At 44.0% G+C, this 22,438-nt stretch carries 22 protein-coding genes; 19 read left to right on the top strand and 3 right to left on the bottom strand.

Annotated features, from left to right (window positions below; genetic code table 11):
- Positions 1-2 precede the first annotated feature (2 nt).
- The gene (locus tag WA325_RS04575; RefSeq protein WP_336183398.1) at positions 3-2,333 is read left to right on the top strand and encodes a DNA internalization-related competence protein ComEC/Rec2; all 2,331 of its coding nucleotides are present in this window, start codon (positions 3-5) and stop codon (positions 2,331-2,333) included.
- Positions 2,334-2,371: 38 nt separating this feature from the next.
- Here WA325_RS04575 and WA325_RS04570 read toward each other — a convergent pair whose 3' ends face one another.
- Entirely contained in the window at positions 2,372-2,506 is a 135-nt protein-coding gene (locus tag WA325_RS04570; protein WP_010335005.1) for a YqzM family protein, read from the bottom strand.
- A 40-nt stretch (positions 2,507-2,546) separates the two neighbouring features.
- Here WA325_RS04570 and WA325_RS04565 point away from each other — a divergent pair, with 40 nt between their 5' ends.
- Together WA325_RS04565 and holA are read left to right on the top strand one after the other, a co-directional pair.
- The gene (locus tag WA325_RS04565; RefSeq protein ID WP_125825438.1) at positions 2,547-2,696 is read left to right on the top strand and encodes a hypothetical protein; all 150 of its coding nucleotides are present in this window, start codon (positions 2,547-2,549) and stop codon (positions 2,694-2,696) included.
- 39 nt (positions 2,697-2,735) lie between these two features.
- Positions 2,736-3,779, top strand: coding sequence for a DNA polymerase III subunit delta (holA, locus tag WA325_RS04560; protein WP_336183236.1), 1,044 nt, complete (start codon positions 2,736-2,738; stop codon positions 3,777-3,779).
- A 14-nt stretch (positions 3,780-3,793) separates the two neighbouring features.
- On the opposite strand, the gene rpsT is transcribed toward holA, so the two are convergent.
- Positions 3,794-4,060, bottom strand: a complete 267-nt coding sequence (rpsT, locus tag WA325_RS04555) for a 30S ribosomal protein S20 (protein ID WP_010335003.1) — start codon at positions 4,058-4,060, stop codon at positions 3,794-3,796.
- A 203-nt stretch (positions 4,061-4,263) separates the two neighbouring features.
- On the opposite strand from rpsT, the gene gpr reads away from it, so the two are divergent.
- The 12 genes from gpr (at position 4,264) to mtaB (ending at position 18,196) form a co-directional block, all read left to right on the top strand.
- Positions 4,264-5,370 (top strand): GPR endopeptidase, encoded by a 1,107-nt coding sequence (gene gpr / locus WA325_RS04550; protein WP_336183235.1) that lies wholly within the window; start codon positions 4,264-4,266, stop codon positions 5,368-5,370.
- A 62-nt stretch (positions 5,371-5,432) separates the two neighbouring features.
- Positions 5,433-6,638, top strand: a complete 1,206-nt coding sequence (gene spoIIP, locus WA325_RS04545; RefSeq protein WP_044154491.1) for a spore autolysin SpoIIP — start codon at positions 5,433-5,435, stop codon at positions 6,636-6,638.
- A gap of 16 nt (positions 6,639-6,654) precedes the next feature.
- Positions 6,655-6,993 carry a YqxA family protein gene (locus WA325_RS04540; RefSeq protein ID WP_105953578.1) on the top strand — a complete coding sequence of 113 codons (339 nt, stop codon included), beginning with the start codon at positions 6,655-6,657 and terminating at the stop codon, positions 6,991-6,993.
- Between the two features lie 133 nt (positions 6,994-7,126).
- Positions 7,127-8,962, top strand: a complete 1,836-nt coding sequence (gene lepA / locus WA325_RS04535; RefSeq protein ID WP_044154493.1) for a translation elongation factor 4 — start codon at positions 7,127-7,129, stop codon at positions 8,960-8,962.
- 55 nt (positions 8,963-9,017) lie between these two features.
- Positions 9,018-10,157, top strand: a complete 1,140-nt coding sequence (hemW, locus tag WA325_RS04530) for a radical SAM family heme chaperone HemW (RefSeq protein WP_105990417.1) — start codon at positions 9,018-9,020, stop codon at positions 10,155-10,157.
- Positions 10,158-10,237: 80 nt separating this feature from the next.
- Positions 10,238-11,269, top strand: a complete 1,032-nt coding sequence (hrcA, locus tag WA325_RS04525) for a heat-inducible transcriptional repressor HrcA (RefSeq protein ID WP_024122104.1) — start codon at positions 10,238-10,240, stop codon at positions 11,267-11,269.
- 72 nt (positions 11,270-11,341) lie between these two features.
- Positions 11,342-11,905, top strand: coding sequence for a nucleotide exchange factor GrpE (gene grpE, locus WA325_RS04520; protein ID WP_336183233.1), 564 nt, complete (start codon positions 11,342-11,344; stop codon positions 11,903-11,905).
- A 23-nt stretch (positions 11,906-11,928) separates the two neighbouring features.
- A complete protein-coding gene (gene dnaK / locus WA325_RS04515; RefSeq protein WP_024122102.1) occupies positions 11,929-13,764 on the top strand; it encodes a molecular chaperone DnaK in 1,836 nt (611 codons plus the stop codon).
- A gap of 196 nt (positions 13,765-13,960) precedes the next feature.
- A complete protein-coding gene (gene dnaJ / locus WA325_RS04510; RefSeq protein ID WP_024122101.1) occupies positions 13,961-15,088 on the top strand; it encodes a molecular chaperone DnaJ in 1,128 nt (375 codons plus the stop codon).
- A gap of 24 nt (positions 15,089-15,112) precedes the next feature.
- The gene (prmA, locus tag WA325_RS04505) at positions 15,113-16,048 is read left to right on the top strand and encodes a 50S ribosomal protein L11 methyltransferase (RefSeq protein WP_105953581.1); all 936 of its coding nucleotides are present in this window, start codon (positions 15,113-15,115) and stop codon (positions 16,046-16,048) included.
- 22 nt (positions 16,049-16,070) lie between these two features.
- Entirely contained in the window at positions 16,071-16,841 is a 771-nt protein-coding gene (locus WA325_RS04500; protein WP_105990418.1) for a 16S rRNA (uracil(1498)-N(3))-methyltransferase, read from the top strand.
- Positions 16,841-18,196 carry a tRNA (N(6)-L-threonylcarbamoyladenosine(37)-C(2))-methylthiotransferase MtaB gene (mtaB, locus tag WA325_RS04495; RefSeq protein ID WP_105953583.1) on the top strand — a complete coding sequence of 452 codons (1,356 nt, stop codon included), beginning with the start codon at positions 16,841-16,843 and terminating at the stop codon, positions 18,194-18,196. Before WA325_RS04500 ends, mtaB begins: the two co-directional genes overlap by 1 nt.
- A gap of 41 nt (positions 18,197-18,237) precedes the next feature.
- Here mtaB and WA325_RS04490 read toward each other — a convergent pair whose 3' ends face one another.
- A complete protein-coding gene (locus WA325_RS04490) occupies positions 18,238-19,164 on the bottom strand; it encodes a Na/Pi symporter (RefSeq protein WP_336183232.1) in 927 nt (308 codons plus the stop codon).
- A 172-nt stretch (positions 19,165-19,336) separates the two neighbouring features.
- Here WA325_RS04490 and rpsU point away from each other — a divergent pair, with 172 nt between their 5' ends.
- The 4 genes from rpsU to floA all read left to right on the top strand — a co-directional run bounded on the left by rpsU (position 19,337) and on the right by floA (position 22,432).
- The gene (gene rpsU / locus WA325_RS04485) at positions 19,337-19,510 is read left to right on the top strand and encodes a 30S ribosomal protein S21 (RefSeq protein WP_003152957.1); all 174 of its coding nucleotides are present in this window, start codon (positions 19,337-19,339) and stop codon (positions 19,508-19,510) included.
- 14 nt (positions 19,511-19,524) lie between these two features.
- Positions 19,525-19,971, top strand: coding sequence for a GatB/YqeY domain-containing protein (locus tag WA325_RS04480; RefSeq protein ID WP_010334989.1), 447 nt, complete (start codon positions 19,525-19,527; stop codon positions 19,969-19,971).
- A 130-nt stretch (positions 19,972-20,101) separates the two neighbouring features.
- A complete protein-coding gene (locus WA325_RS04475) occupies positions 20,102-21,415 on the top strand; it encodes an NfeD family protein (RefSeq protein WP_105953585.1) in 1,314 nt (437 codons plus the stop codon).
- 21 nt (positions 21,416-21,436) lie between these two features.
- On the top strand, positions 21,437-22,432 hold the full coding sequence (gene floA / locus WA325_RS04470; protein WP_105953586.1) for a flotillin-like protein FloA: 996 nt from the start codon (positions 21,437-21,439) through the stop codon (positions 22,430-22,432).
- Positions 22,433-22,438 lie beyond the last annotated feature (6 nt).

Genomic DNA, 22,438 nt, shown 5'->3' with positions numbered 1-22,438 from the left:
TGATGCGGAATTCGCGTCTATTATTGCCTTTGGCGGCAGCTTCAGCAACGGCTGGAATTGCTGCTGCCTCTTATTTCTCCGCTGTCTTTCTCTTCTTCCTCTTTCTTCTTATTGTGTCAATCAAAACAAGGCACGCTCCACTCATTTTTGTTTGTTTATTCTCTTTTGTACTCAATTTTGCCCTGTTTAAGATCACAGATTCTCAAAATACTTCTTCGTTTCAGCAGGGCAGCTATCACTTCAAGGCGGTTATTCATAGTATTCCTAAAATTGACGGGGATCGGATGTCTATGCTGATCAAGACGCCCGATGGCGAAAAATGGGCTGCCTCTTATCGGATTCAGTCTTTAGCTGAAAAAGACAAACTGTCACATCTAGAGCCGGGTATGGCATGCGAATTGACTGGTGATTTGGAGAAGCCAAAACAAGCAACAGTGCCGGGAACATTAGATTATCAACAGTATCTTTACCGGCAGCATATTCATTGGAGCTATTCTGTCACATCTATTGGAAATTGCAGCGAGCCTTCAGGTGTCCGATATAAGCTTCTCAGTTTGAGAAAATACATCATATCATTCACGAACACACAGCTTCCGCCAGATTCAGCAGGAATCGTACAGGCGCTTACAGTAGGTGAAAGATCTTATTTGGATGACGAAGTGCTTAATGCTTACCAAAATCTAGGCGTTGTCCATCTGTTAGCCATCTCAGGGCTCCATATCGGAATTTTGACAGCAGGCCTATTTTACGCAATGATCCGTCTGGGCATAACAAGAGAAAATGCGTCAATCCTATTGCTTTTGTTTCTGCCGATCTATGTTATTTTGACAGGTGCAGCGCCCTCTGTTCTCCGAGCCGCTCTGATGTCGGGCGTCTACTTAGCGGGAAGCCTTTTTCAGCAGCGGGTGAATTCTGCCGGGGTAATCTGTCTTTCATATATTGTCCTCTTGCTTTTTAATCCCTACTACCTTTTTGAAGCTGGATTTCAGCTTTCATTTGTGGTCAGTTTTTCTTTAATTCTCTCATCATCTATTTTTCAGCATATCAAAACGAGTCTGGGACAGCTGACGATCGTATCTGTTATTGCCCAGCTAGGCTCACTACCCATTCTTCTGTATCATTTTCAGCAGTTTTCTATCATTAGCATTCCGATGAATATGGTGTTGGTGCCTTTTTATACATTCTGTATTTTACCGGCTGCTATTATAGGAGTTATTCTATTATTTTTTTCAGCGTCCGTCGGTCAATTTCTGTTCTATTGGTTTGATGTAATGATGACCTGGACCAACAGACTGATCACTAAAATCGCTGATATAGATATATTCACAATCATCATCTCACGTCCTGCACCTGCTCTTCTTCTCTTATTCACGCTCGCTGTCATCATATTGCTTATGAGTATTGAGAAACCCTCGTTTCCCCGGCTGACAGTGTCCACAAGCCTTTTTTGTGCAACGCTTATCCTGCTCTTTGTTTTCCCTTATGTTAGTTCCGAGGGAGAAGTAGATATGATTGATATCGGACAAGGTGACAGTATGTTTGTCAGTGCACCGTATCAGAAAGGCCGTGTTTTAATTGATACGGGAGGCACTTTGTCTTATTCGTCAGAGCCTTGGCGGGAAAAACAGCATCCTTTTTCACTGGGGGAAAAGGTGCTGATCCCTTTTTTAACGGCAAAGGGCATCAAGCAGCTTGATGCGCTGATACTGACGCACGCAGATCAAGATCATATCGGAGAGGCAGAGGTTTTGCTGAAGCATCATAAAGTGAATCGTCTCATCATTCCGAAAGGGTTTGTTTCTGAATCTCATGATGAGAAAGTGCTGCGGACTGCCAGACAGGAGGGTGTGACAATTGAAGAGGTGAAGCGGGGTGATGTATTGCAAATAAAGGGCTTACAGTTTCATGTGCTGTCACCGGAAACGCCTGATCCGGCAAGTAAAAATAATTCTTCTCTCGTTCTATGGATGAAAACAGGCAGGCTCAGCTGGCTCCTGACGGGTGATCTGGAAAAAGAGGGGGAACAGGAGGTTATCAATGTGTTCCCGAATATAAAAGCGGATGTGTTAAAGGTGGGGCATCATGGAAGCAAGGGCTCGACCGGTGAAGAATTCATCAAACAGCTTCAGCCCAAAACGGCGGTCATCTCAGCGGGTGAAAACAATAGGTACCATCATCCGCATCAAGAAGTTCTTCAATTGTTAAAGAGCCGATCCATCCGTGTGCTGCGCACTGATCAAAGCGGCACGATCCAATACACTTACAAAAGCGGATCTGGAACCTTTTCGGTTTACCCTCCATATGATACATCAGATATGACAGAGACGAATTAAAAAAGACTGCCGAGAAATCAGCAGCCCGGGCAGTCGTGTTATGAACCAACCAGGTGAATAACCGTTGCCATGACAAACAATAAGGCGAAAAATCCGAAGGACACAACAAAACCAACCGCTGAATCTACAGCATCATTTCGTTTGCTTTGAACGTTTTTTTCAAAATCATTCAATTTCATCCCCCCTGACTGACTTAAGTATAATGGAATCGTTTTGAAAAATCTAGAAGCTAAGGTAACGTTTTCTGTTCTGGTGATTATCGCCTTTTTACAAGCTGTCCCGGGGGCTTGCGAACAGGCGTTTAATATAAATGGGGAAGCAGCTGTCAGGCTTCCTCTTTACTATTTTGCAAACACAATTTAGGATAGAAGGGGATGATGAAAGAGAGGAAGTCGTACAACAATGGTATTTGATGTGTGGAAAAGCCTGAAAAAAGGAGAAGTCCATCCGGTTTATTGTTTATACGGAAAAGAGACGTATCTGCTCCAAGAAACCGTCAGCAGGATCAGACAGACGGTGATTGATCAAGAGACAAAAGATTTCAACCTGTCTGTTTTTGATTTGGAAGAAGACCCGCTGGATCAGGCGATTGCTGACGCTGAAACGTTCCCGTTTATGGGGGAGCGGCGCCTTGTCATTGTGAAAAATCCATATTTTTTAACGGGTGAGAAAAAGAAAGAAAAAGTTGAGCACAACGTCAGCGCGCTTGAATCGTATATACAATCACCGGCACCATATACGGTCTTTGTTCTGCTTGCGCCTTATGAAAAACTGGATGAGCGGAAAAAACTGACCAAAGCGCTAAAAAAGCAGGCGTTCATGATGGAGGCAAAGGAATTAAACGCGAAGGAAACGACAGACTTTACGATCAATCTGGCGAGAACCGAGCAGAAAACGATCGGCACCGAGGCGGCAGAGCATTTGGTTTTGCTTGTAAACGGGCATCTGTCATCTCTTTTTCAGGAGATTCAGAAACTCTGCACGTTTATTGGAGACCGTGAAGAGATTACGCTGGATGATGTGAAAATGCTTGTGGCGAGAAGCCTGGAACAAAATATCTTTGAACTGATTAATAAAATCGTCAATCGGAAACGAACTGAGAGTCTGCAAATTTTTTATGATTTGCTCAAACAAAATGAAGAACCGATCAAAATTATGGCTCTTATATCGAACCAGTTCCGGCTGATCCTGCAGACGAAATATTTCGCGGAACAAGGGTACGGACAAAAACAGATTGCTTCTAATTTAAAGGTGCATCCATTCCGGGTAAAGCTGGCGATGGATCAAGCGAGGCTTTTTTCAGAAGCCGAGCTCCGGTCTATTATTGAACAGCTTGCCGTTATGGACTATGAGATGAAAACCGGGAAAAAGGACAAGCAGCTTTTACTAGAGCTTTTTCTCTTGCAGCTGTTAAAAAGAAATGAAAAAAACGATCCTCATAATTGAGGATCGTTTTTGTTTTATGCAGAAAGTCCGTTCACTTTTTTCGCTAGTCTTGATTTGTATCGAGCTGCGGCATTTTTGTGTACAAGACCTGTTTTCACTGCTTTATCAATACGTTTAGCTGCTTCAGTAAGAGCAGTTTTCGCTTTGTCAGCTTCGTTGTTTGCAACAGAAGCTTCAACTTGTTTGATTGCAGTACGCATAGCAGATTTGATTGTCGCGTTATGAGCGCGGCGTTCGTTATTAGTTTTTGTACGTTTAATCGCTGATTTAATGTTTGGCATGTGTTTCACCTCCTAAGATACAACCTGTAGCACAGTGTCTTAAGGTTAAATCTTCTTCACAATAGAACAAATTGTATTCTATCAAACACACCTTTAGATTGCAATATAAATGTAAAGTATTTTTCATTGAAGAAATGCTTTTAAGCATGATTCATTTTATAAATGGAAACAATATGGATACTGAATATCGAAGGAGGCCCTGTATGAAAAAGAGTGAGCTGGATGTAAATCAGTATTTGGTGCGTACGGATTTAGCGGTTGAAACGAAGGATGCCATGGCTAATCAGCAGGCTGTGCCTGCAAAAGAGATAAAAGGTTTTATCGAAAAAGAACGCGATCATGGCGGAATAAAAATCCGCACTGTTGATATCACGAAGGAAGGCGCTGAGCTTTCAGGAAAAAAAGAAGGACGTTATTTAACGATTGAGGCCCAAGGGATCAGAGAAAATGACTCGGAAATGCAAGAGAAAGTCTCTGCTGTATTTGCGGAAGAATTCTCAGCCTTTCTGGAAAGCCTTAAGATCTCAAAGGATGCGAGCTGTTTAATTGTCGGCCTCGGCAACTGGAACGTGACACCTGATGCGCTCGGTCCGATGGCTGTAGAAAATCTATTGGTGACAAGACATTTATTTAAACTCCAGCCTGAAAATGTGCAGGAGGGCTACAGGCCTGTCAGCGCATTTGCTCCTGGTGTCATGGGAATTACAGGTATCGAAACAAGCGACATTATTAAAGGGGTAATCGAACAGTCAAAACCTGATTTTGTGATTGCCATTGATGCACTTGCGGCGCGTGCGGTAGAAAGGGTCAACACAACCATTCAAATATCAGATACAGGAATTCACCCGGGGTCAGGCGTCGGAAATAAACGTAAAGACTTGAGCAAGGACACCCTGGGCGTACCTGTCATTGCAATCGGTGTACCGACGGTCGTTGACGCGGTAACAATTGCCAGCGATACGGTTGACTACATATTAAAGCATTTTGGCAGAGAAATGAGAGATGACAGTCCGTCGAGATCGCTTGTTCCGGCGGGGATGACGTTTGGGAAAAAGAAAGTGCTTACTGAAGAGGATCTTCCCGACCCAAGGCAGCGTCAATCGTTTCTCGGCATTGTCGGAACTCTTGAAGAAAATGAAAAGCGGCAGCTCATTCATGAGGTGCTGGCGCCTCTGGGCCATAATTTGATGGTCACGCCGAAGGAAGTCGATTCATTTATTGACGATATGGCAAATGTGCTGGCAAACGGATTAAATACAGCGCTTCATGAAAAGGTGTCTCAAGAAAACAAAGGCTCCTATAATCACTAAACGGTTCTACTTCCTCTAGCTTGTTCATAGAGTAATTACTAGACAAGCGCTGGAGGGATTCAATGAGAAATAAACGCAGAAACAGACAAATTGTTGTTGCGGTGAATGGCGGGAAAGCGATAAAGGCGATCTTTCTATTTATCGCAAGCCTAGTAGTGATTTTTGTTTTATCTGGTGTGCTGACGTCTCTCCGGCCGGAACTCAGGCCTTCGTCTGACTCTTTTTACGGGATTGCCGACGAACTGCCGGGTGACGTATTTGCACACTTGCTGCGGATGGAAAACCATTATTTCGCTTCTGACCTTTCTCAAACCGACAGCTCATTTCATCTATCACGTCTTTCTTTAAAGCTGGCGACAAGTATTAATCTCGAAGATCCGCGAAGTTTTCTTGGACGCGAGCTGCCTGGGTTTGCGCAATTTGACACAGAGATTCTTTTAGCGGGACAAGGCACCGATTATACAAACATGCCGTCGGAATCCCCGCCGCCTTCAAAGGTGATGCAGGAAGAAAGAGAAGCGAATTTGGCGGAGATTGAAAAACAGCAGACGCAAACAGACAATACGCAAAAAGACCCGCCAAAACAAACAACCGGCGATAAGAAGGTTGTCTTTATCTATCACACGCATAATACGGAATCTTATCTCCCGCTATTAAAAGGTGAGACGGACCCCGATATGGCGCGTCATTCTAAAGCAAACGTCACCCTCGTGGGGGACATGTTCGGAAAAGCGCTGCAATCTCAAGGTATCGGAGCCACAGTTAATAAAACGGATATACAGGCAAAACTGAGCAAAAAAGGTTTGAATTATGCCAGATCCTACGATGAATCAAGGCCGGTCGTACAGGAAGCCCTTGCGTCAAACAAAAATCTGCAATATATCATTGACATCCATAGAGACTCCAGGCGCAAGAAAAATACGACGGCAACCATTAAAGGGAAAAGCTATGCCCGGGTGGCGTTTGTGGTCGGCAAAAAAAGCAAGAATTTCGAAGAAAACTACAAAATTGCAAGTGAGCTTCACAAGCTGATGGAGAAAAAATACCCGGGACTCAGCACAGGGGTTTTTTCTAAAGGCTCACCAGGCGATAACGGAGTTTACAACCAAGACTTAAACGACAGAGCGCTTTTGCTTGAATTCGGCGGAGTGGATAACAATCTCGAAGAGCTGCAGCGGGCGGCTGACGCAACCGCTGACGTATTCAGCGAAATGTACTGGGATGCTGAAAAGGTTAACGCTGAAAGCGGCGAGACGAAAAAACAATAAGAAATAGGTGGTCGAGTTGATTGCATATCTTGGCAAATGCTTGCTTCTTGTGGCGATGATGTTTATAGGCGTCCTGTTCGGCATGCAACAGGCGAATAATGGCATGCTGAGCATGAAAGGCTATCATGATCCTTCACTGAAAGGCGCGTTTACGCTCACAGACGGAGAAAATAATGAAAAAGAAGCGACCGTTTTAGGGGAAACAGTAACCTCGAAAGATTTAGAAGAGAAACAAAAAGAGCTGGAACAGGTGGAAACCTTTAACGTTTTCTCTAAAGCCGGAAAAACGCTTTCTGACACAGTGACCAACACAGCCCAATCGATGTATGAATGGGTACGGGATATGAGAAAATAAGTGCTTGAAAGAGAAAAGCAGCCCCAGTATGAGAGGGAACTTTTCTCTTTCTTGTTTTACATTGAATCTTTACAATCCTATTGATATAATCTAAGCTAGTGTATTTTGCGTTTAATAGTAGGAGTGATAGATTGTGACAGATAAAGAAAAGCGTTTAGAGAGGCAGTCGAGAATTCGGAATTTCTCCATCATCGCCCATATTGACCACGGAAAATCGACCTTAGCGGATCGTATTTTAGAAAAAACGTCGGCAATCACTCAACGAGAAATGAAAGAACAATTGCTTGATTCTATGGATCTTGAACGCGAACGGGGCATCACCATTAAATTAAACTCTGTTCAGCTTAAATACAAAGCGAAAGACGGAGAGGAATATATTTTCCACCTGATTGACACACCGGGACACGTCGATTTCACATATGAAGTATCCCGAAGCCTTGCTGCCTGCGAAGGAGCGATACTTGTCGTGGATGCGGCGCAAGGAATTGAAGCGCAGACGCTTGCGAACGTTTACTTGGCGCTTGATAATGACCTTGAAATTCTTCCAGTTATTAATAAAATCGATCTGCCAAGCGCAGAGCCGGAACGTGTTCGCCAAGAGGTGGAGGACGTCATCGGCCTTGACGCATCGGAAGCCGTGCTCGCTTCAGCAAAAGCCGGGATCGGGATTGAGGAGATATTAGAGCAGATCGTGGAAAAGGTGCCTGCTCCGACCGGAGATCCAGAAGCGCCGCTTAAAGCGCTGATCTTCGACTCGCTTTATGACGCTTACCGCGGTGTCGTGGCTTATATCAGAGTCGTTGAAGGAACGGTAAAGCCGGGGCAAAAAATCAAAATGATGGCAACCGGCAAAGAGTTTGAAGTGACAGAAGTCGGTGTGTTCACGCCGAAAGCAACTCCGACAGATGAACTGACCGTTGGCGATGTAGGCTTTTTAACTGCTGCGATCAAAAATGTCGGTGACACACGCGTCGGTGACACGATAACAAGCGCGGCCAATCAGGCTGCCGAAGCATTGCCTGGATATCGCAAGCTGAACCCGATGGTGTATTGCGGTTTGTATCCGATCGATACGGCCAAATACAACGATTTAAGGGAAGCTCTTGAGAAGCTTGAACTGAATGACTCATCGCTTCAATATGAAGCAGAGACATCCCAAGCGCTCGGATTCGGTTTCCGCTGCGGGTTTTTAGGTATGCTTCACATGGAAATCATCCAGGAGCGGATTGAGCGTGAGTTTAAAATCGATCTGATCACAACGGCACCGAGTGTTATCTATGATGTGTATATGACAGACGGCGAAAAGGTTGTTGTCGACAACCCGTCCAACATGCCTGACCCACAAAAGATCGAAAGAATCGAGGAGCCGTATGTAAAAGCGACAATGATGGTGCCGAACGATTATGTCGGTGCGGTGATGGAGCTTTGTCAAGGAAAACGCGGCAATTTTATCGACATGCAATATTTAGACGCAAATCGTGTGAGTATTGTCTATGACATGCCATTAGCGGAAATCGTTTATGAGTTTTTTGATCAGCTGAAATCAAGCACAAAAGGCTACGCGTCCTTTGATTATGAACTGATCGGCTACAAACCGTCTAAACTTGTCAAGATGGACATTATGCTGAACGGAGAAAAAATCGACGCCCTTTCATTTATCGTGCATCGCGATTACGCGTACGAACGCGGAAAAGTAATTGTAGAAAAACTGAAAGAGCTTATTCCGCGCCAGCACTTTGAAGTACCGATTCAAGCGGCGATCGGCCAGAAAATCGTGGCCCGCTCTACCATTAAAGCGATGCGTAAAAACGTATTGGCTAAATGTTACGGCGGAGACATCTCGCGGAAACGGAAGCTTCTTGAAAAACAAAAAGAAGGAAAACGCCGAATGAAGCAGGTCGGCTCAGTTGAAGTGCCGCAAGAAGCATTTATGGCGGTCCTGAAAATGGACGACAGTCCGAAAAAATAATAGAAGCCGCCGCAGTCCTGTACTGCGGCTTCTTTCTGTAAAGAAGGTGAATACATTGAAATCAGCTTATATCCATATTCCATTTTGTGAGCATATTTGCCACTACTGCGATTTCAATAAATATTTTATTCAAAGCCAGCCCGTCGGCGAGTATTTAAACGCACTCGAGAAGGAAATGATAAATACGATAGAAAAAACGGGGCAGCCTGATTTGGATACGATTTTTATCGGAGGAGGCACGCCGACATCCCTCTCAGAGGACCAGCTCAAAAAATTGATGGACATGGTCAGCCGTGTGCTGAAGCCTTCAGACACTTTAAAGGAATTCGCTGTTGAGGCGAACCCGGACGACCTATCGGCAGAAAAACTGAAAATACTCAAGGAAGCGGGCGTTAATCGTTTAAGCTTCGGTGTGCAAACATTCGAAGACGACCTTCTAGAAAAAATCGGACGGGTGCATAAACAAAAAGACGTATTTACATCTTTTGAACGTGCAAGGGAAATTGGTTTTGATAATATCAGTCTCGATTTGATGTTCGGTCTTCCCGGACAAACGCTTAAACATCTGGATCATTCTTTAAAAACTGCTTTATCCCTGAACGCAGAGCATTATTCCGTTTACTCTCTCATTGTAGAACCGAAAACGGTATTTTATAATTTGATGCAAAAAGGGCGGCTTCATCTGCCGGCGCAGGAACAGGAAGCCGAAATGTACGAAACGGTGATGAGCCGGATGGAAGCTGCCGGTATTCATCAATATGAAATCAGCAATTTTGCAAAGCAAGGCATGGAGTCTAAGCACAATCTGACGTACTGGAGCAACGAGGAATATTTCGGTTTCGGAGCAGGAGCCCACGGGTATATCGGCGGAATTCGAACGGTAAACGTCGGACCTGTTAAACATTACATTGACCTGATAGCTGAAAAAGGTTTTCCTTATCGGGATACACATGAAGTGACGATGGAAGAACAAATTGAAGAAGAGATGTTTTTAGGATTAAGAAAAACATCCGGAGTCAGCAAAAAACGGTTTGAAGAGAAATACGGTCGTTCTCTTGATAAACTTTTTCCCGGCGTTTTAAAAGAGCTTTCTGAAAAGGGACTGATTCTTAACACAGAATCTGCCGTTTGTTTGACTCATCAGGGAAAATTATTGGGTAATGAAGTTTTTGGCGCTTTTTTGGGTGAGTTATAATTGACATTTTTCTTGTGGTTTGATACTTTTGTTATAGATTTAGCACTCGCTTGTTGAGAGTGCTAACAGAGGTGATGATGATGTTAACAAATCGTCAGCTGCTGATCCTTCAGGTCATAATCAACGATTTTATTAAATCGGCGCAGCCGGTCGGATCTAGAACTCTTTCGAAAAAAGATGAAATCACATTTAGCTCTGCAACAATAAGAAACGAGATGGCTGACTTGGAGGAACTGGGCTTTATTGAGAAAACCCACTCTTCCTCAGGACGTGTTCCGTCGGAAAAAGGGTACCGGTATTATGTGGATCATTTGCTGTCGCCCGTCAAACTGACAAAAACCGACCTAGACCAAATCCACTCGATCTTCAAAGAAAAAATATTCGAGCTGGAAAAGACAGTTCAAAAATCAGCAAAAATTTTGTCCGATCTTACGAATTATACGTCTATCGTACTCGGGCCGAAGTTGAGCGAGAATTATCTTAAACAGATTCAAATCATACCGATTCAGCCTGATAAAGCGGTAGCCATTCTCGTTACCAATACGGGGCATGTGGAAAATAAAACGATTAATTTTCCAACCAAAATGGATCTGTCTGATATTGAAAAGCTGGTAAATATACTGAACGACCGTTTAACCGGTGTTCCGATGGATGAACTGAATGAACGCATTTTTAAAGAAGTTGTCATGTACTTAAGGCAGCACATTAAGAACTACGACAACATCCTTGAAGCGCTGCGCTCAACATTTCATTCGACAAGTCACGTTGAAAAATTGTTTTTCGGCGGGAAAATCAATATGCTGAACCAGCCCGAGTTCCATGATATCGGCAGAGTGCGGTCGCTGCTTTCTCTAATCGAAAAGGAGCAGGACGTCTTGAAGCTCGTCCAATCTTCAGATACAGGCATTTCGATTAAAATCGGAAAAGAAAATGACTATGAAGAGATGGAAAACTGCAGCCTGATTACAGCCTCTTATTCAGTAGATAAGAAGCAAATAGGCTCAATTGCGATCATCGGACCAACCCGTATGAATTATTCACGGGTCGTCAGTCTGCTTCAGCATGTGACTTCAGACTTGTCAAAAGCATTAACAAGTTTGTATGATGAGTAAGGGAAATTTGGCAAATTTTATCGAAGGGCATCACCCGCCCTTCTCCTTACACTTTTGAGGGAGGTGAACACAATGTCAGAAGAAAAACAAACCGCGGAACAAAACGAAACAGAAGAGCAAGAAGTAATCGAAGAACAAGCTGCCGCTGAAGAACAGCAGGAAGAAACAAACGAAAGCGAACTTCTTCAAAATCAAATTAACGAATTGCAAGGTTTGCTTGAGGAAAAGGAAAACAAACTTTTGCGTGTTCAAGCAGACTTTGAAAACTATAAACGACGCAGCCGCTTAGAAATGGAAGCGTCACAGAAATACCGTTCTCAAAACATCGTTACTGAATTGCTGCCGGCTCTTGACAGCTTTGAAAGAGCGCTTCAGGTTGAAGCCGACAATGAACAGACGAAAAGTTTGCTCCAAGGAATGGAAATGGTCCACCGCCAGCTCGTAGAAGCCTTGAATAAAGAAGGCGTAGAAGCAATCGAAGCTGTAGGACAGGAATTTGATCCGAACCTTCACCAAGCCGTTATGCAGGCTGAAGATGAAAACTACGGCTCCAACATTGTCGTTGAGGAAATGCAAAAAGGCTACATGCTGAAGGATCGCGTCATTCGCCCTTCCATGGTAAAAGTGAATCAATAATTACATAGCAGGAGGTTATTCAAGTGAGTAAAGTTATCGGAATCGACTTAGGTACAACAAACTCATGTGTGGCAGTACTTGAAGGCGGCGAGCCTAAAGTTATTGCTAACGCTGAAGGAAACCGCACAACTCCATCAGTTGTCGCATTCAAAAACGGCGAACGCCAAGTAGGGGAAGTGGCTAAACGCCAATCTATCACAAACCCTAACACAATTATGTCTGTCAAACGCCATATGGGTACAGATTACAAAGTTGAAATTGAAGGAAAAGATTACACTCCTCAAGAAGTGTCTGCTATCATCCTTCAACACCTTAAATCATACGCTGAAAGCTATCTTGGCGAAACAGTATCAAAAGCAGTTATCACAGTTCCTGCATACTTTAACGATGCTGAGCGTCAAGCGACAAAAGACGCTGGTAAAATCGCAGGTCTTGAAGTAGAACGTATCATCAACGAGCCGACTGCAGCAGCGCTTGCATACGGACTTGATAAAACAGATGAAGATCAAACGATCCTGGTATACGACCTTGGCGGCGGTACATTCGACGTTTCCATCCTTGAACTTGGCGACGGTGTATTCGAAGTACGTTCAACTGCCGGTGACAACCGTCTGGGCGGAGACGATTTTGACCAAGTCATTATCGATCATCTTGTGTCTGAATTCAAAAAAGAAAACGGCATTGATCTGTCAAAAGACAAAATGGCGCTTCAGCGTTTGAAAGACGCAGCTGAGAAAGCGAAAAAAGATCTTTCCGGCGTATCTTCTACGCAAATTTCTTTACCGTTTATCACAGCTGGAGAAGCAGGACCGCTTCACCTTGAACTTACATTAACTCGCGCTAAATTCGAAGAGCTTTCTTCTCATTTAGTAGAGCGCACAATGGGCCCTGTCCGTCAAGCGCTTCAAGATGCAGGACTTTCTGCAAGCGAAATCGACAAAGTCATCCTTGTCGGCGGATCAACTCGTATTCCTGCCGTACAAGAAGCAATCAAAAAAGAAACTGGAAAAGAAGCGCATAAAGGCGTAAACCCGGATGAAGTTGTAGCGCTTGGTGCTGCAATTCAGGGCGGCGTTATCACTGGTGACGTAAAAGACGTTGTTCTTCTTGACGTTACACCGCTTTCTCTCGGTATTGAAACAATGGGCGGCGTGTTCACAAAACTGATCGACCGCAACACAACAATTCCGACAAGCAAATCACAAGTGTTCTCAACTGCTGCCGATAACCAAACAGCTGTTGATATCCATGTTCTTCAAGGTGAGCGCCCAATGTCTGCCGACAACAAAACACTCGGCCGCTTCCAGCTTACTGATATTCCGCCAGCACCGCGCGGCGTGCCTCAAATCGAAGTTTCTTTCGATATTGACAAAAACGGTATCGTAAATGTAAGAGCAAAAGACTTAGGCACAGGAAAAGAACAAAACATCACAATCAAATCTTCTTCAGGTCTTTCTGATGATGAGATCGAACGCATGGTAAAAGAAGCGGAAGAAAATGCTGACGCTGATGCGAAGAAAAAAGAAGAAATCGAAGTCCGCAACGAAGCAGATCAGCTTGTTTTCCAAACTGAGAAAACATTAAAAGATCTTGAAGGCAAAGTGGACGAAGAACAAGTGAAAAAAGCCAACGATGCCAAAGACGCTTTAAAAGCAGCGATTGAGAAAAACGAATTTGAAGAGATCAAAGCGAAAAAAGATGAGCTTCAAGCAATCGTTCAAGAGCTTTCTATGAAGCTTTACGAAGAAGCTGCTAAAGCACAGCAAGCTCAAGACGGAGCAAACGCTGAAGGCAAAGCTGATGACAACGTTGTTGACGCTGAATACGAAGAAGTAAACGACGACCAAAACAAAAAATAAGTTTCTTTCTGAGTCAGCCCGCTTTTGGGCTGGCCGAAAAGAACATATTTCATAATCTGATTCAATGGTTAGAAAGTCAAAGTCAGGCATCTCTTGGCTTTGACTTTTTTTCTTGCCCGGGATAAAAGGAATTGAAAAATCATAATTCAAAATGATACAATCTAATTTATGTGAGAAATTCGGGAGAGTGAAGTAGATGAGTAAGCGTGATTACTATGAAGTGCTGGGTGTAAGTAAGAGCGCTTCAAAGGATGAAATAAAAAAGGCTTATCGAAAGCTGTCAAAAAAATATCATCCTGACATTAACAAAGAAGCCGGATCAGATGAAAAGTTTAAAGAAGTCAAAGAAGCATACGAAACGCTGTCTGATGACCAAAAACGGTCTCATTACGACCAATTTGGCCATACTGATCCTAACCAAGGCTTCGGCGGCGGCGGTTTTGGCGGCGGCGACTTCGGCGGTTTTGGTTTCGATGATATTTTTTCAAGTATTTTCGGCGGCGGCACTAGACGAAGAGATCCGAATGCACCGCGCCAAGGGGCGGATCTGCAATATACGATGACTTTGTCATTTGAGGATGCCGTTTTCGGAAAAGAAACGACCATCGAGATTCCGCGTGAGGAAACATGCGATACATGTAAAGGCTCAGGGGCGAAACCTGGTACAAATCCGGAAACGTGCTCGCACTGCGGAGGCTCCGGTCAGCTAAATGTGGAGCAAAACACGCCGTTTGGTAAAGTTGTCAACAGACGAGTCTGCCACCACTGCGAAGGTACAGGTAAAATCATTAAAAACAAATGTGCGGATTGCGGCGGCAAAGGAAAAATCAAAAAACGCAAAAAAATCAACGTCACAATTCCTGCCGGTGTAGATGACGGGCAGCAGCTGCGTCTCTCAGGACAGGGTGAACCAGGCGTAAACGGCGGCCCTGCCGGGGATTTATTTGTCGTATTCCACGTGCGCGCCCACGAATTCTTTGAGCGCGACGGAGATGATATTTACTGTGAAATGCCGTTAACGTTTGCTCAAGCCGCGCTTGGAGATGAAGTGGAAGTTCCGACGCTTCACGGGAAAGTGAAATTGAAAATCCCTGCCGGTACACAAACAGGAACAAAATTCAGATTAAGAGGCAAAGGCGTTCAAAATGTCAGAGGCTATGGACAGGGTGACCAGCATATCGTCGTCCGCGTTGTCACTCCGACAAACTTGACAGATAAACAAAAAGATATTATCCGCGAATTTGCCGAAGTCAGCGGAAACCTGCCTGATGAACAGGAAATGAGTTTCTTTGATAAGGTAAAACGCGCGTTTAAAGGCGATTAATTATTGGATGAGGAGTTGGTAGTTTTGAAATGGTCCGAATTAAGCATTCACACAACACATGAAGCGGTCGAACCTATCTCAAATATTTTGCATGAAGCTGGTGCGAGTGGGGTTGTGATAGAGGACCCGCTTGATTTAATTAAAGAACGTGAGAATGTGTACGGGGAAATCTACCAGCTCGACCCCAATGATTATCCGAACGAGGGTGTCATTGTCAAAGCGTATCTGCCGGTCAACAGCTTTCTTGGAGAAACGGTAGAGGGCATAAAAGAAACAATTAATAATCTGCTTCTTTATGATATTGATTTGGGCAGAAACCATATCACAATTTCCGAAGTGAACGAAGAGGAATGGGCGACTGCCTGGAAAAAGTATTACCACCCTGTGAAAATTTCTGAAAAGTTTACGATTGTACCGACGTGGGAGGAATATACGCCGGTACATACGGATGAGCTGATTATTGAAATGGACCCGGGAATGGCATTCGGAACAGGCACACACCCGACAACCGTACTTTGTATTCAGGCGCTTGAACGCTTTGTGCAAAAGGGTGATAAGGTGATTGATGTAGGTACAGGTTCCGGAATTTTAAGTATTGCGGCTGCAATGCTTGAGGCTGAATCGGTTCATGCCTATGATCTTGATCCCGTTGCTGTAGACAGCGCACGTCTCAATTTGAAGTTAAACAAGGTTAGCGATATAGCTCAAGTCAAACAAAATAATTTGCTAGACGGGATTTCAGGAGAACATGATGTGATCGTTGCTAACATTTTGGCTGAAGTCATCCTTCGTTTTACTTCACAGGCATACCATCTGCTGAAAGACGGCGGGCATTTTATTACTTCAGGAATTATCAGCCATAAAAAACAAGAGGTAAAAGAAGCATTGGAACAGGCTGGCTTTACGATTGTGGAAATTCTCTCAATGGAAGATTGGGTCAGCATTATTGCGAAAAAATAACAGTTAGTAGGTGTCACAGCGTATGCAACGATATTTTATCGAGCTCACGAAGCAGCAAATGGAGGAAGCGCCGGCTATTTCAATTACCGGAGAAGATGTTCATCATATTGTAAATGTCATGAGAATGAACGAGGGAGACGAGATTATCTGCTGCTCTCAGGATGGCTTCGAAGCAAAATGTGAACTTCAATCTGTTACCAAAGAAAAAGTGTCCTGTCTTATGATAGAATGGACGAATGAAAACAGAGAGCTTCCGATAAAGGTTTATATTGCAAGCGGCCTCCCGAAAGGAGATAAACTTGAATGGATTATCCAAAAGGGGACTGAGCTGGGAGCTCATGCCTTTATTCCTCTGCAAGCCGCACGCTCTGTTGTCAAGCTGGATGACAAGAAAGCTAAGAAAAAGCGGGAAAGATGGACAAAAATTGCGAAGGAAGCGGCGGAGCAATCGTACCGAAACGAAGTGCCGCAAGTGCTGGATATTCATTCCTTTCAGCAGCTTCTTGAAAAGGTGCAGAATTTCGATAAATGTGTCGTTGCATACGAAGAGTCATCGAAGCAAGGAGAAACAAGCTCGTTCAGCGCAGTTGTAAGCAGCCTTCCGAAAGGATCATCCCTTTTGATCGTATTCGGTCCCGAAGGCGGTTTAACAGATGCGGAGGTTGAGCGGCTAACGGCGAAAAACGCTGTTCCGTGCGGCCTCGGACCGAGAATTTTAAGGACAGAAACAGCTCCGCTATACGCGCTGAGCGCAATTTCTTATCATACAGAGTTATTAAGAGGTGATCAATAATGGCAACTGTTGCGTTCCATACGCTTGGCTGCAAAGTCAATCATTATGAAACAGAAGCAATCTGGCAGCTTTTCAAAGATGCGGGTTATGAAAGAAGAGACTTTGAACAAACAGCTGACGTATATGTCATTAATACATGTACGGTAACAAATACGGGAGATAAAAAAAGCCGCCAAGTGATCAGACGCGCCATTCGTCAAAATCCTGACGGCGTCATCTGTGTCACAGGCTGTTATGCGCAAACCTCGCCAGCTGAGATTATGGCAATCCCGGGTGTTGACATTGTAGTCGGAACTCAGGATCGTGAAAAAATGCTCGGCTACATCGATCAATATCGTGAAGAGCGTCAGCCGATCAATGGCGTCAGCAACATTATGAAAGCTAGAGTATATGAAGAACTTGATGTACCGGCTTTCACAGACCGGACAAGAGCGTCATTAAAAATACAGGAAGGCTGCAATAACTTCTGCACGTTCTGTATCATTCCGTGGGCGCGCGGACTTCTCCGTTCACGTGACCCGGAGGAAGTTATTAAACAAGCACAGCAGCTTGTTGATGCGGGTTATAAAGAAATCGTACTTACTGGTATTCATACAGGCGGCTACGGTGAAGATATGAAAGATTACAACTTTGCCAAGCTTTTGAGAGAACTTGACGCCCGTGTTCAAGGCGTGAAACGGATCAGAATTTCGTCCATCGAGGCAAGCCAGATCACAGACGAAGTGATTGAAGTTTTAGACCGTTCAGATAAGATTGTGCGCCATTTGCACATTCCGATTCAATCCGGATCAAACACAGTGCTTAAACGGATGAGACGCAAATACACTATGGAATTTTTCGCTGACCGTTTAAATAAGCTGAAAAAAGCACTTCCGGGCTTAGCTGTAACCTCCGATGTCATTGTAGGCTTCCCTGGCGAAACAGAAGAAGAATTTATGGAAACCTATAACTTTATTAAAGAAAACAGATTCTCTGAACTGCATGTTTTTCCTTACAGCAAACGTACGGGAACCCCAGCTGCGCGGATGGAAGACCAAGTGGAAGAAAACGTCAAAAACGAACGTGTACACCGCCTGATTGCACTTTCTGACCAGCTTGCGAAGGAATATGCCTCTGATTATGAAAATGAAGTCCTTGAAATTATCCCTGAGGAAGCATTTAAAGAATCAGATGAAGAAAACATGTATGTCGGCTACACAGACAACTACATGAAAGTTGTTTTCAAAGGTACGGAAGACATGATCGGCAAAATCGTGAAAGTAAAAATACTAAAAGCAGGCTATCCATACAATGAAGGACAGTTTGTCCGTATTGTTGAGGATGACATAACAGAACAAATGCGTATGTCTTCTTAATCTGAAAAACCGGTGCATCTAAATGTGCCGGTTTTTTATGTTCAGTTTTTAGCTGGAATAAGCAGTTTAATAAAGCTGTAGAACAAGTTGGTAAGCGGTAAAAACAAAAGAGCTGATACGACATTAAATAGCAGGCTGAAATGGGCGATTCTTTGGGCAGGGTCTGCCGAGAGCTGTTCAACAAAGCCGGTCGCTGCCGCCAAAAACGGGAATACAATTGCTACGCCGATTATGTTAAACAAAACATGGGCGCACGCTGTCTGTTTTGCCGCATATCCACCGGATACAGCAGCCATGACAGCGGTAATGCATGTCCCGATGTTTGACCCAAGCACAACGCTCATTGCCTGTGTCAGTCCAATAACGCCTTCATTCATAAAGCTCATTAAAATGCCGACGCAGACAGAACTTGAGTGAATGATTGCAGTTAACACCATGCCGATAAGCAAAGCAGACCAGTTTGAGTCGTTTACATGATGAAGAATCCCTGCACCTGTTTTCAGCTGAGTAAGCGGTTCTGCAAGACGGCTGAAGCCGCTGATGCAAAAAAAGATAATTCCGAGTCCGAGGAAGCTTGTTCCCAGCTGTTTGAACGGATACCTGCCCGTCAGAAAAAACAGCAAACCGCCAATCAATAGAATCCAAATCAACACATCCATTTTGATTGCAAGAAATTCGGTTGTAAAGGTAGATCCGACATTTGTTCCAAGGATCATCGGTATTGTCCGTTTGAAAGAAAGGGCCTCCGCACTTACAAATCCGATGACAATTACCATAAAGGCGGAGCTGCTTTGGAGAAATCCTGTAAAAACAATACTGATGAGGAATGCTTTTAATGGATGATCCGTAAAAATCAGCAGCTGCTCTTCAATTTTTGAATACGTCAGCGAAATTAAACCTTTCCGAAGCATGTTCATTCCTGCGAGAAAGAATAATATAAGAGCAGTAAAACTAATCAGAAGCAACATTTTATTCACCAACCCCTTTCTATCATTATATAGACAGGCAGTCTCGCTCATGACGGAAAAGTGAACTCACTTAGTTGACCTGACTGAAGGCTTATATTATAATGTCAAAGTACATGTTTATATGTGTAACTTAAAGGTAGTCGATTGGTGTATTCGGAGGGAGGGAAAGAGAATGTCAAAAACGGTCGTTAGAAAAAACGAATCGCTTGAAGATGCTCTTCGTCGCTTCAAACGCAGTGTATCAAAGACAGGTACTTTGCAAGAAGCAAGAAAGCGCGAATTTTATGAAAAACCTAGCGTAAAGCGCAAGAAAAAGTCTGAAGCTGCTAGAAAACGCAAATTCTAAAAGAGGGTGGATTTATGAGTCTTCTTGAGCGACTTAACCAAGATATGAAGCTATATATGAAAAGCCGTGAGAAAGACAAACTGACTGTCGTTCGAATGGTTAAAGCTTCACTTCAAAACGAAGCAATTAAGCTTAAGAAAGACAGTTTGACCGAGGATGAGGAACTCACTGTCCTTTCTCGTGAACTTAAGCAACGTAAAGACTCCCTCCAGGAATTTTCAAACGCTAATCGTTTAGATTTAGTAGATAAAGTTCAAAAAGAGCTGGACATTTTAGAAGTTTATTTACCACAGCAGCTATCAGAAGAAGAGCTGCGTACAATCGTAAATGAAACCATCGCGGAGGTCGGTGCGAGCTCAAAAGCGGACATGGGCAAAGTGATGGGGGCAATTATGCCTAAAGTAAAAGGTAAAGCTGACGGAAGTTTAATTAATAAGCTTGTGAGCAGTCAACTGTCTTAAATGGCGAAGAAAAGGACATCTTTCTAAGAGAGATGTCTTTTTTTATACATAAAAAAATGAAACCTTTGATACATTTGTTACGTATGAAGAGAAGGCACTTAATATACGAGGAAGGAGGGATACATCGCCCTTGCTTCAAACAAAAGGATTCCGAGCGGCTCTTTTGAGCATATTTCTACTATCATTATTAGGAGTTCAACTGCACACAAAAGCAGAAAAACAAACCGTCTACGTCATTCCCGTTGAAAAAAATGTCGAAAAGGGTCTCGCCTCGTTTTTGTCGCGTTCGCTACAAGATGCAGAGGCTCAGCATGCAAACCATATTATTCTTGATATCAACACACCGGGAGGACTGGTGAAATCAGCTATTGATATAGCGGACACGATCAATGAAACGGATATCCCGATAACTGCTTATGTAAACAAACGGGCATTGTCTGCTGGTGCATATATCGCGTTACAGGCTGACGCCATTTATATGGCGCCCGGAGGAAAGATGGGAGCCGCGGCGATCATAGACGGTAAAGGCAATGCTGCTGACAAAAAAGCTGAATCATTCTGGCTTGCGGAGCTGGAAGATGCTGCAGCAAAAAACAACCGTGATCCAAAATACGCGCGTGCCATGGCAGACCCTGATGTAGATGCAAGAGAAGCGGGCGCGCCGAAGGGAGATCTGCTTACGCTGAATGCGGAAAAAGCTGTTGACGTAGGCTATTCAGAAGGAACTGTTAAAAATCTTTCCGCGCTTGTGAAGAAGCTTGGATACGAAGATGCACATATCAGCTATGCTGAGGAAAGCTTTGCAGAAAAGGCAGCAAGGTGGTTGACCAGTCCGATTGTTGTTCCTATTTTATTGACAATTGCCTTTTTAGGTCTTACTGTTGAGCTTTTTTCTCCTGGTGTCGGTCTGCCTGGAACAGCAGGATTTATCGCTTTGATCCTGTTTTTTTACGGACATCTTGCAACGGGTCTTGCCGGATATGAAACGGTTCTCCTCTTTATAGCAGGGGTGATTCTGATCCTAATGGAGATATTCCTCCCCGGAGGAATTATTGGTTTACTTGGCTTGGGAGCAATTGTTGCGAGCTTATTTTTGGCCGCGGGAAGCTTCACAGTCATGGCGGTTTCTCTCTTGATCGCCTCAGCTGTTTCCATTACAGCTTTCATTTTACTGACAAGGGTGTTGGGAAAGCGTATGAAATTCTTTAAGAAGTTTATATTAAATGATTCTACAAATACAGAGAGCGGTTATGTATCAAACCAAACGCGCACGGACTTAATCGGCAAGGAGGGCGTGACCTTTACGCCGCTGCGTCCCGCGGGAACCGTCATTATCGATGACGAACGTCTTGATGTGGTATCTGAAGGATTATTTACAGAGAAAGATAAAAAAGTAAAAGTAATCAAAGTGGAAGGCTCGCGCATTGTCGTGAGAGAAATTTAAACAGAAACGAGGAGAAGTAGCATGGACCCATCAACATTAATGATACTGGCTATTGTCGTAGTAGGGATCATTGTCTTAGCTGTATTTTTTACATTTGTACCTGTTATGCTCTGGGTTTCAGCTTTAGCAGCCGGAGTTAAAATCAGCATTTTCACTCTAATAGGGATGAGGCTACGCCGCGTCATACCGAACCGGGTGGTTAATCCGCTGATTAAAGCGCATAAAGCGGGACTCGACGTTGGAACAAACCAGCTTGAAAGCCACTATCTTGCCGGGGGGAATGTAGATAGAGTCGTTAACGCACTTATCGCAGCTCAGCGTGCTAATATTGAGCTTACATTTGAACGCTGTGCAGCCATCGACCTTGCCGGCCGTGATGTATTGGAAGCCGTGCAAATGAGCGTTAATCCGAAGGTCATTGAAACACCGTTTATTGCAGGTGTTGCCATGGACGGAATTGAAGTGAAGGCGAAAGCGAGAATTACAGTAAGAGCCAATATCGACCGCCTCGTCGGGGGTGCGGGTGAGGAAACGATTGTAGCCCGTGTAGGCGAAGGGATCGTCTCTACAATCGGTTCATCCGAAAATCACAAAAAAGTGCTGGAGAACCCTGATATGATTTCTCAAACGGTTCTCGGTAAAGGCCTGGATTCAGGAACCGCCTTTGAAATTCTTTCGATAGATATTGCTGATGTTGACATTGGTAAAAACATCGGGGCGATCTTGCAGACGGATCAGGCAGAGGCCGACAAAAATATTGCACAGGCCAAAGCCGAAGAACGCCGTGCAATGGCTGTTGCTCAAGAACAGGAAATGCGCGCGCGTGTAGAAGAAATGCGAGCTAAAGTGGTTGAAGCCGAAGCGGAAGTGCCGCTTGCGATGGCCGAAGCCTTACGCGAAGGAAATATCGGCGTCATGGACTACATGAATATTAAAAACATTGATGCAGACACAGATATGCGTGATTCATTCGGTAAATTAACGAAAGACCAATCGGATGAAGACCGCAAATCATAATCTCTC

The sequence above is a fragment of the Bacillus sp. 205(2023) genome (assembly GCF_037027485.1).
GTDB classification, from domain to species: domain Bacteria; phylum Bacillota; class Bacilli; order Bacillales; family Bacillaceae; genus Bacillus; species Bacillus halotolerans.
The sequence above is the reverse complement of the archived record's forward strand: the minus strand, read 5'-3'. Positions and strand labels throughout refer to the sequence as shown.

Excerpts from the sequence above, each read along its gene's own strand:
- WA325_RS04575 (WP_336183398.1), top strand. The coding sequence starts at position 3 with ATGCGGAATTCGCGTCTATTATTGCCTTTGGCGGCAGCTTCAGCAACG.
- holA (WP_336183236.1), top strand. The coding sequence starts at position 2,736 with ATGGTATTTGATGTGTGGAAAAGCCTGAAAAAAGGAGAAGTCCATCCG.
- rpsT (WP_010335003.1), bottom strand. The coding sequence starts at position 4,060 with ATGCCAAACATTAAATCAGCGATTAAACGTACAAAAACTAATAACGAA.
- gpr (WP_336183235.1), top strand. The coding sequence starts at position 4,264 with ATGAAAAAGAGTGAGCTGGATGTAAATCAGTATTTGGTGCGTACGGAT.
- spoIIP (WP_044154491.1), top strand. The coding sequence starts at position 5,433 with ATGAGAAATAAACGCAGAAACAGACAAATTGTTGTTGCGGTGAATGGC.
- hrcA (WP_024122104.1), top strand. The coding sequence starts at position 10,238 with ATGTTAACAAATCGTCAGCTGCTGATCCTTCAGGTCATAATCAACGAT.
- grpE (WP_336183233.1), top strand. The coding sequence starts at position 11,342 with ATGTCAGAAGAAAAACAAACCGCGGAACAAAACGAAACAGAAGAGCAA.
- dnaJ (WP_024122101.1), top strand. The coding sequence starts at position 13,961 with ATGAGTAAGCGTGATTACTATGAAGTGCTGGGTGTAAGTAAGAGCGCT.
- WA325_RS04500 (WP_105990418.1), top strand. The coding sequence starts at position 16,071 with ATGCAACGATATTTTATCGAGCTCACGAAGCAGCAAATGGAGGAAGCG.
- mtaB (WP_105953583.1), top strand. The coding sequence starts at position 16,841 with ATGGCAACTGTTGCGTTCCATACGCTTGGCTGCAAAGTCAATCATTAT.
- WA325_RS04490 (WP_336183232.1), bottom strand. The coding sequence starts at position 19,164 with ATGTTGCTTCTGATTAGTTTTACTGCTCTTATATTATTCTTTCTCGCA.
- rpsU (WP_003152957.1), top strand. The coding sequence starts at position 19,337 with ATGTCAAAAACGGTCGTTAGAAAAAACGAATCGCTTGAAGATGCTCTT.
- WA325_RS04480 (WP_010334989.1), top strand. The coding sequence starts at position 19,525 with ATGAGTCTTCTTGAGCGACTTAACCAAGATATGAAGCTATATATGAAA.
- floA (WP_105953586.1), top strand. The coding sequence starts at position 21,437 with ATGGACCCATCAACATTAATGATACTGGCTATTGTCGTAGTAGGGATC.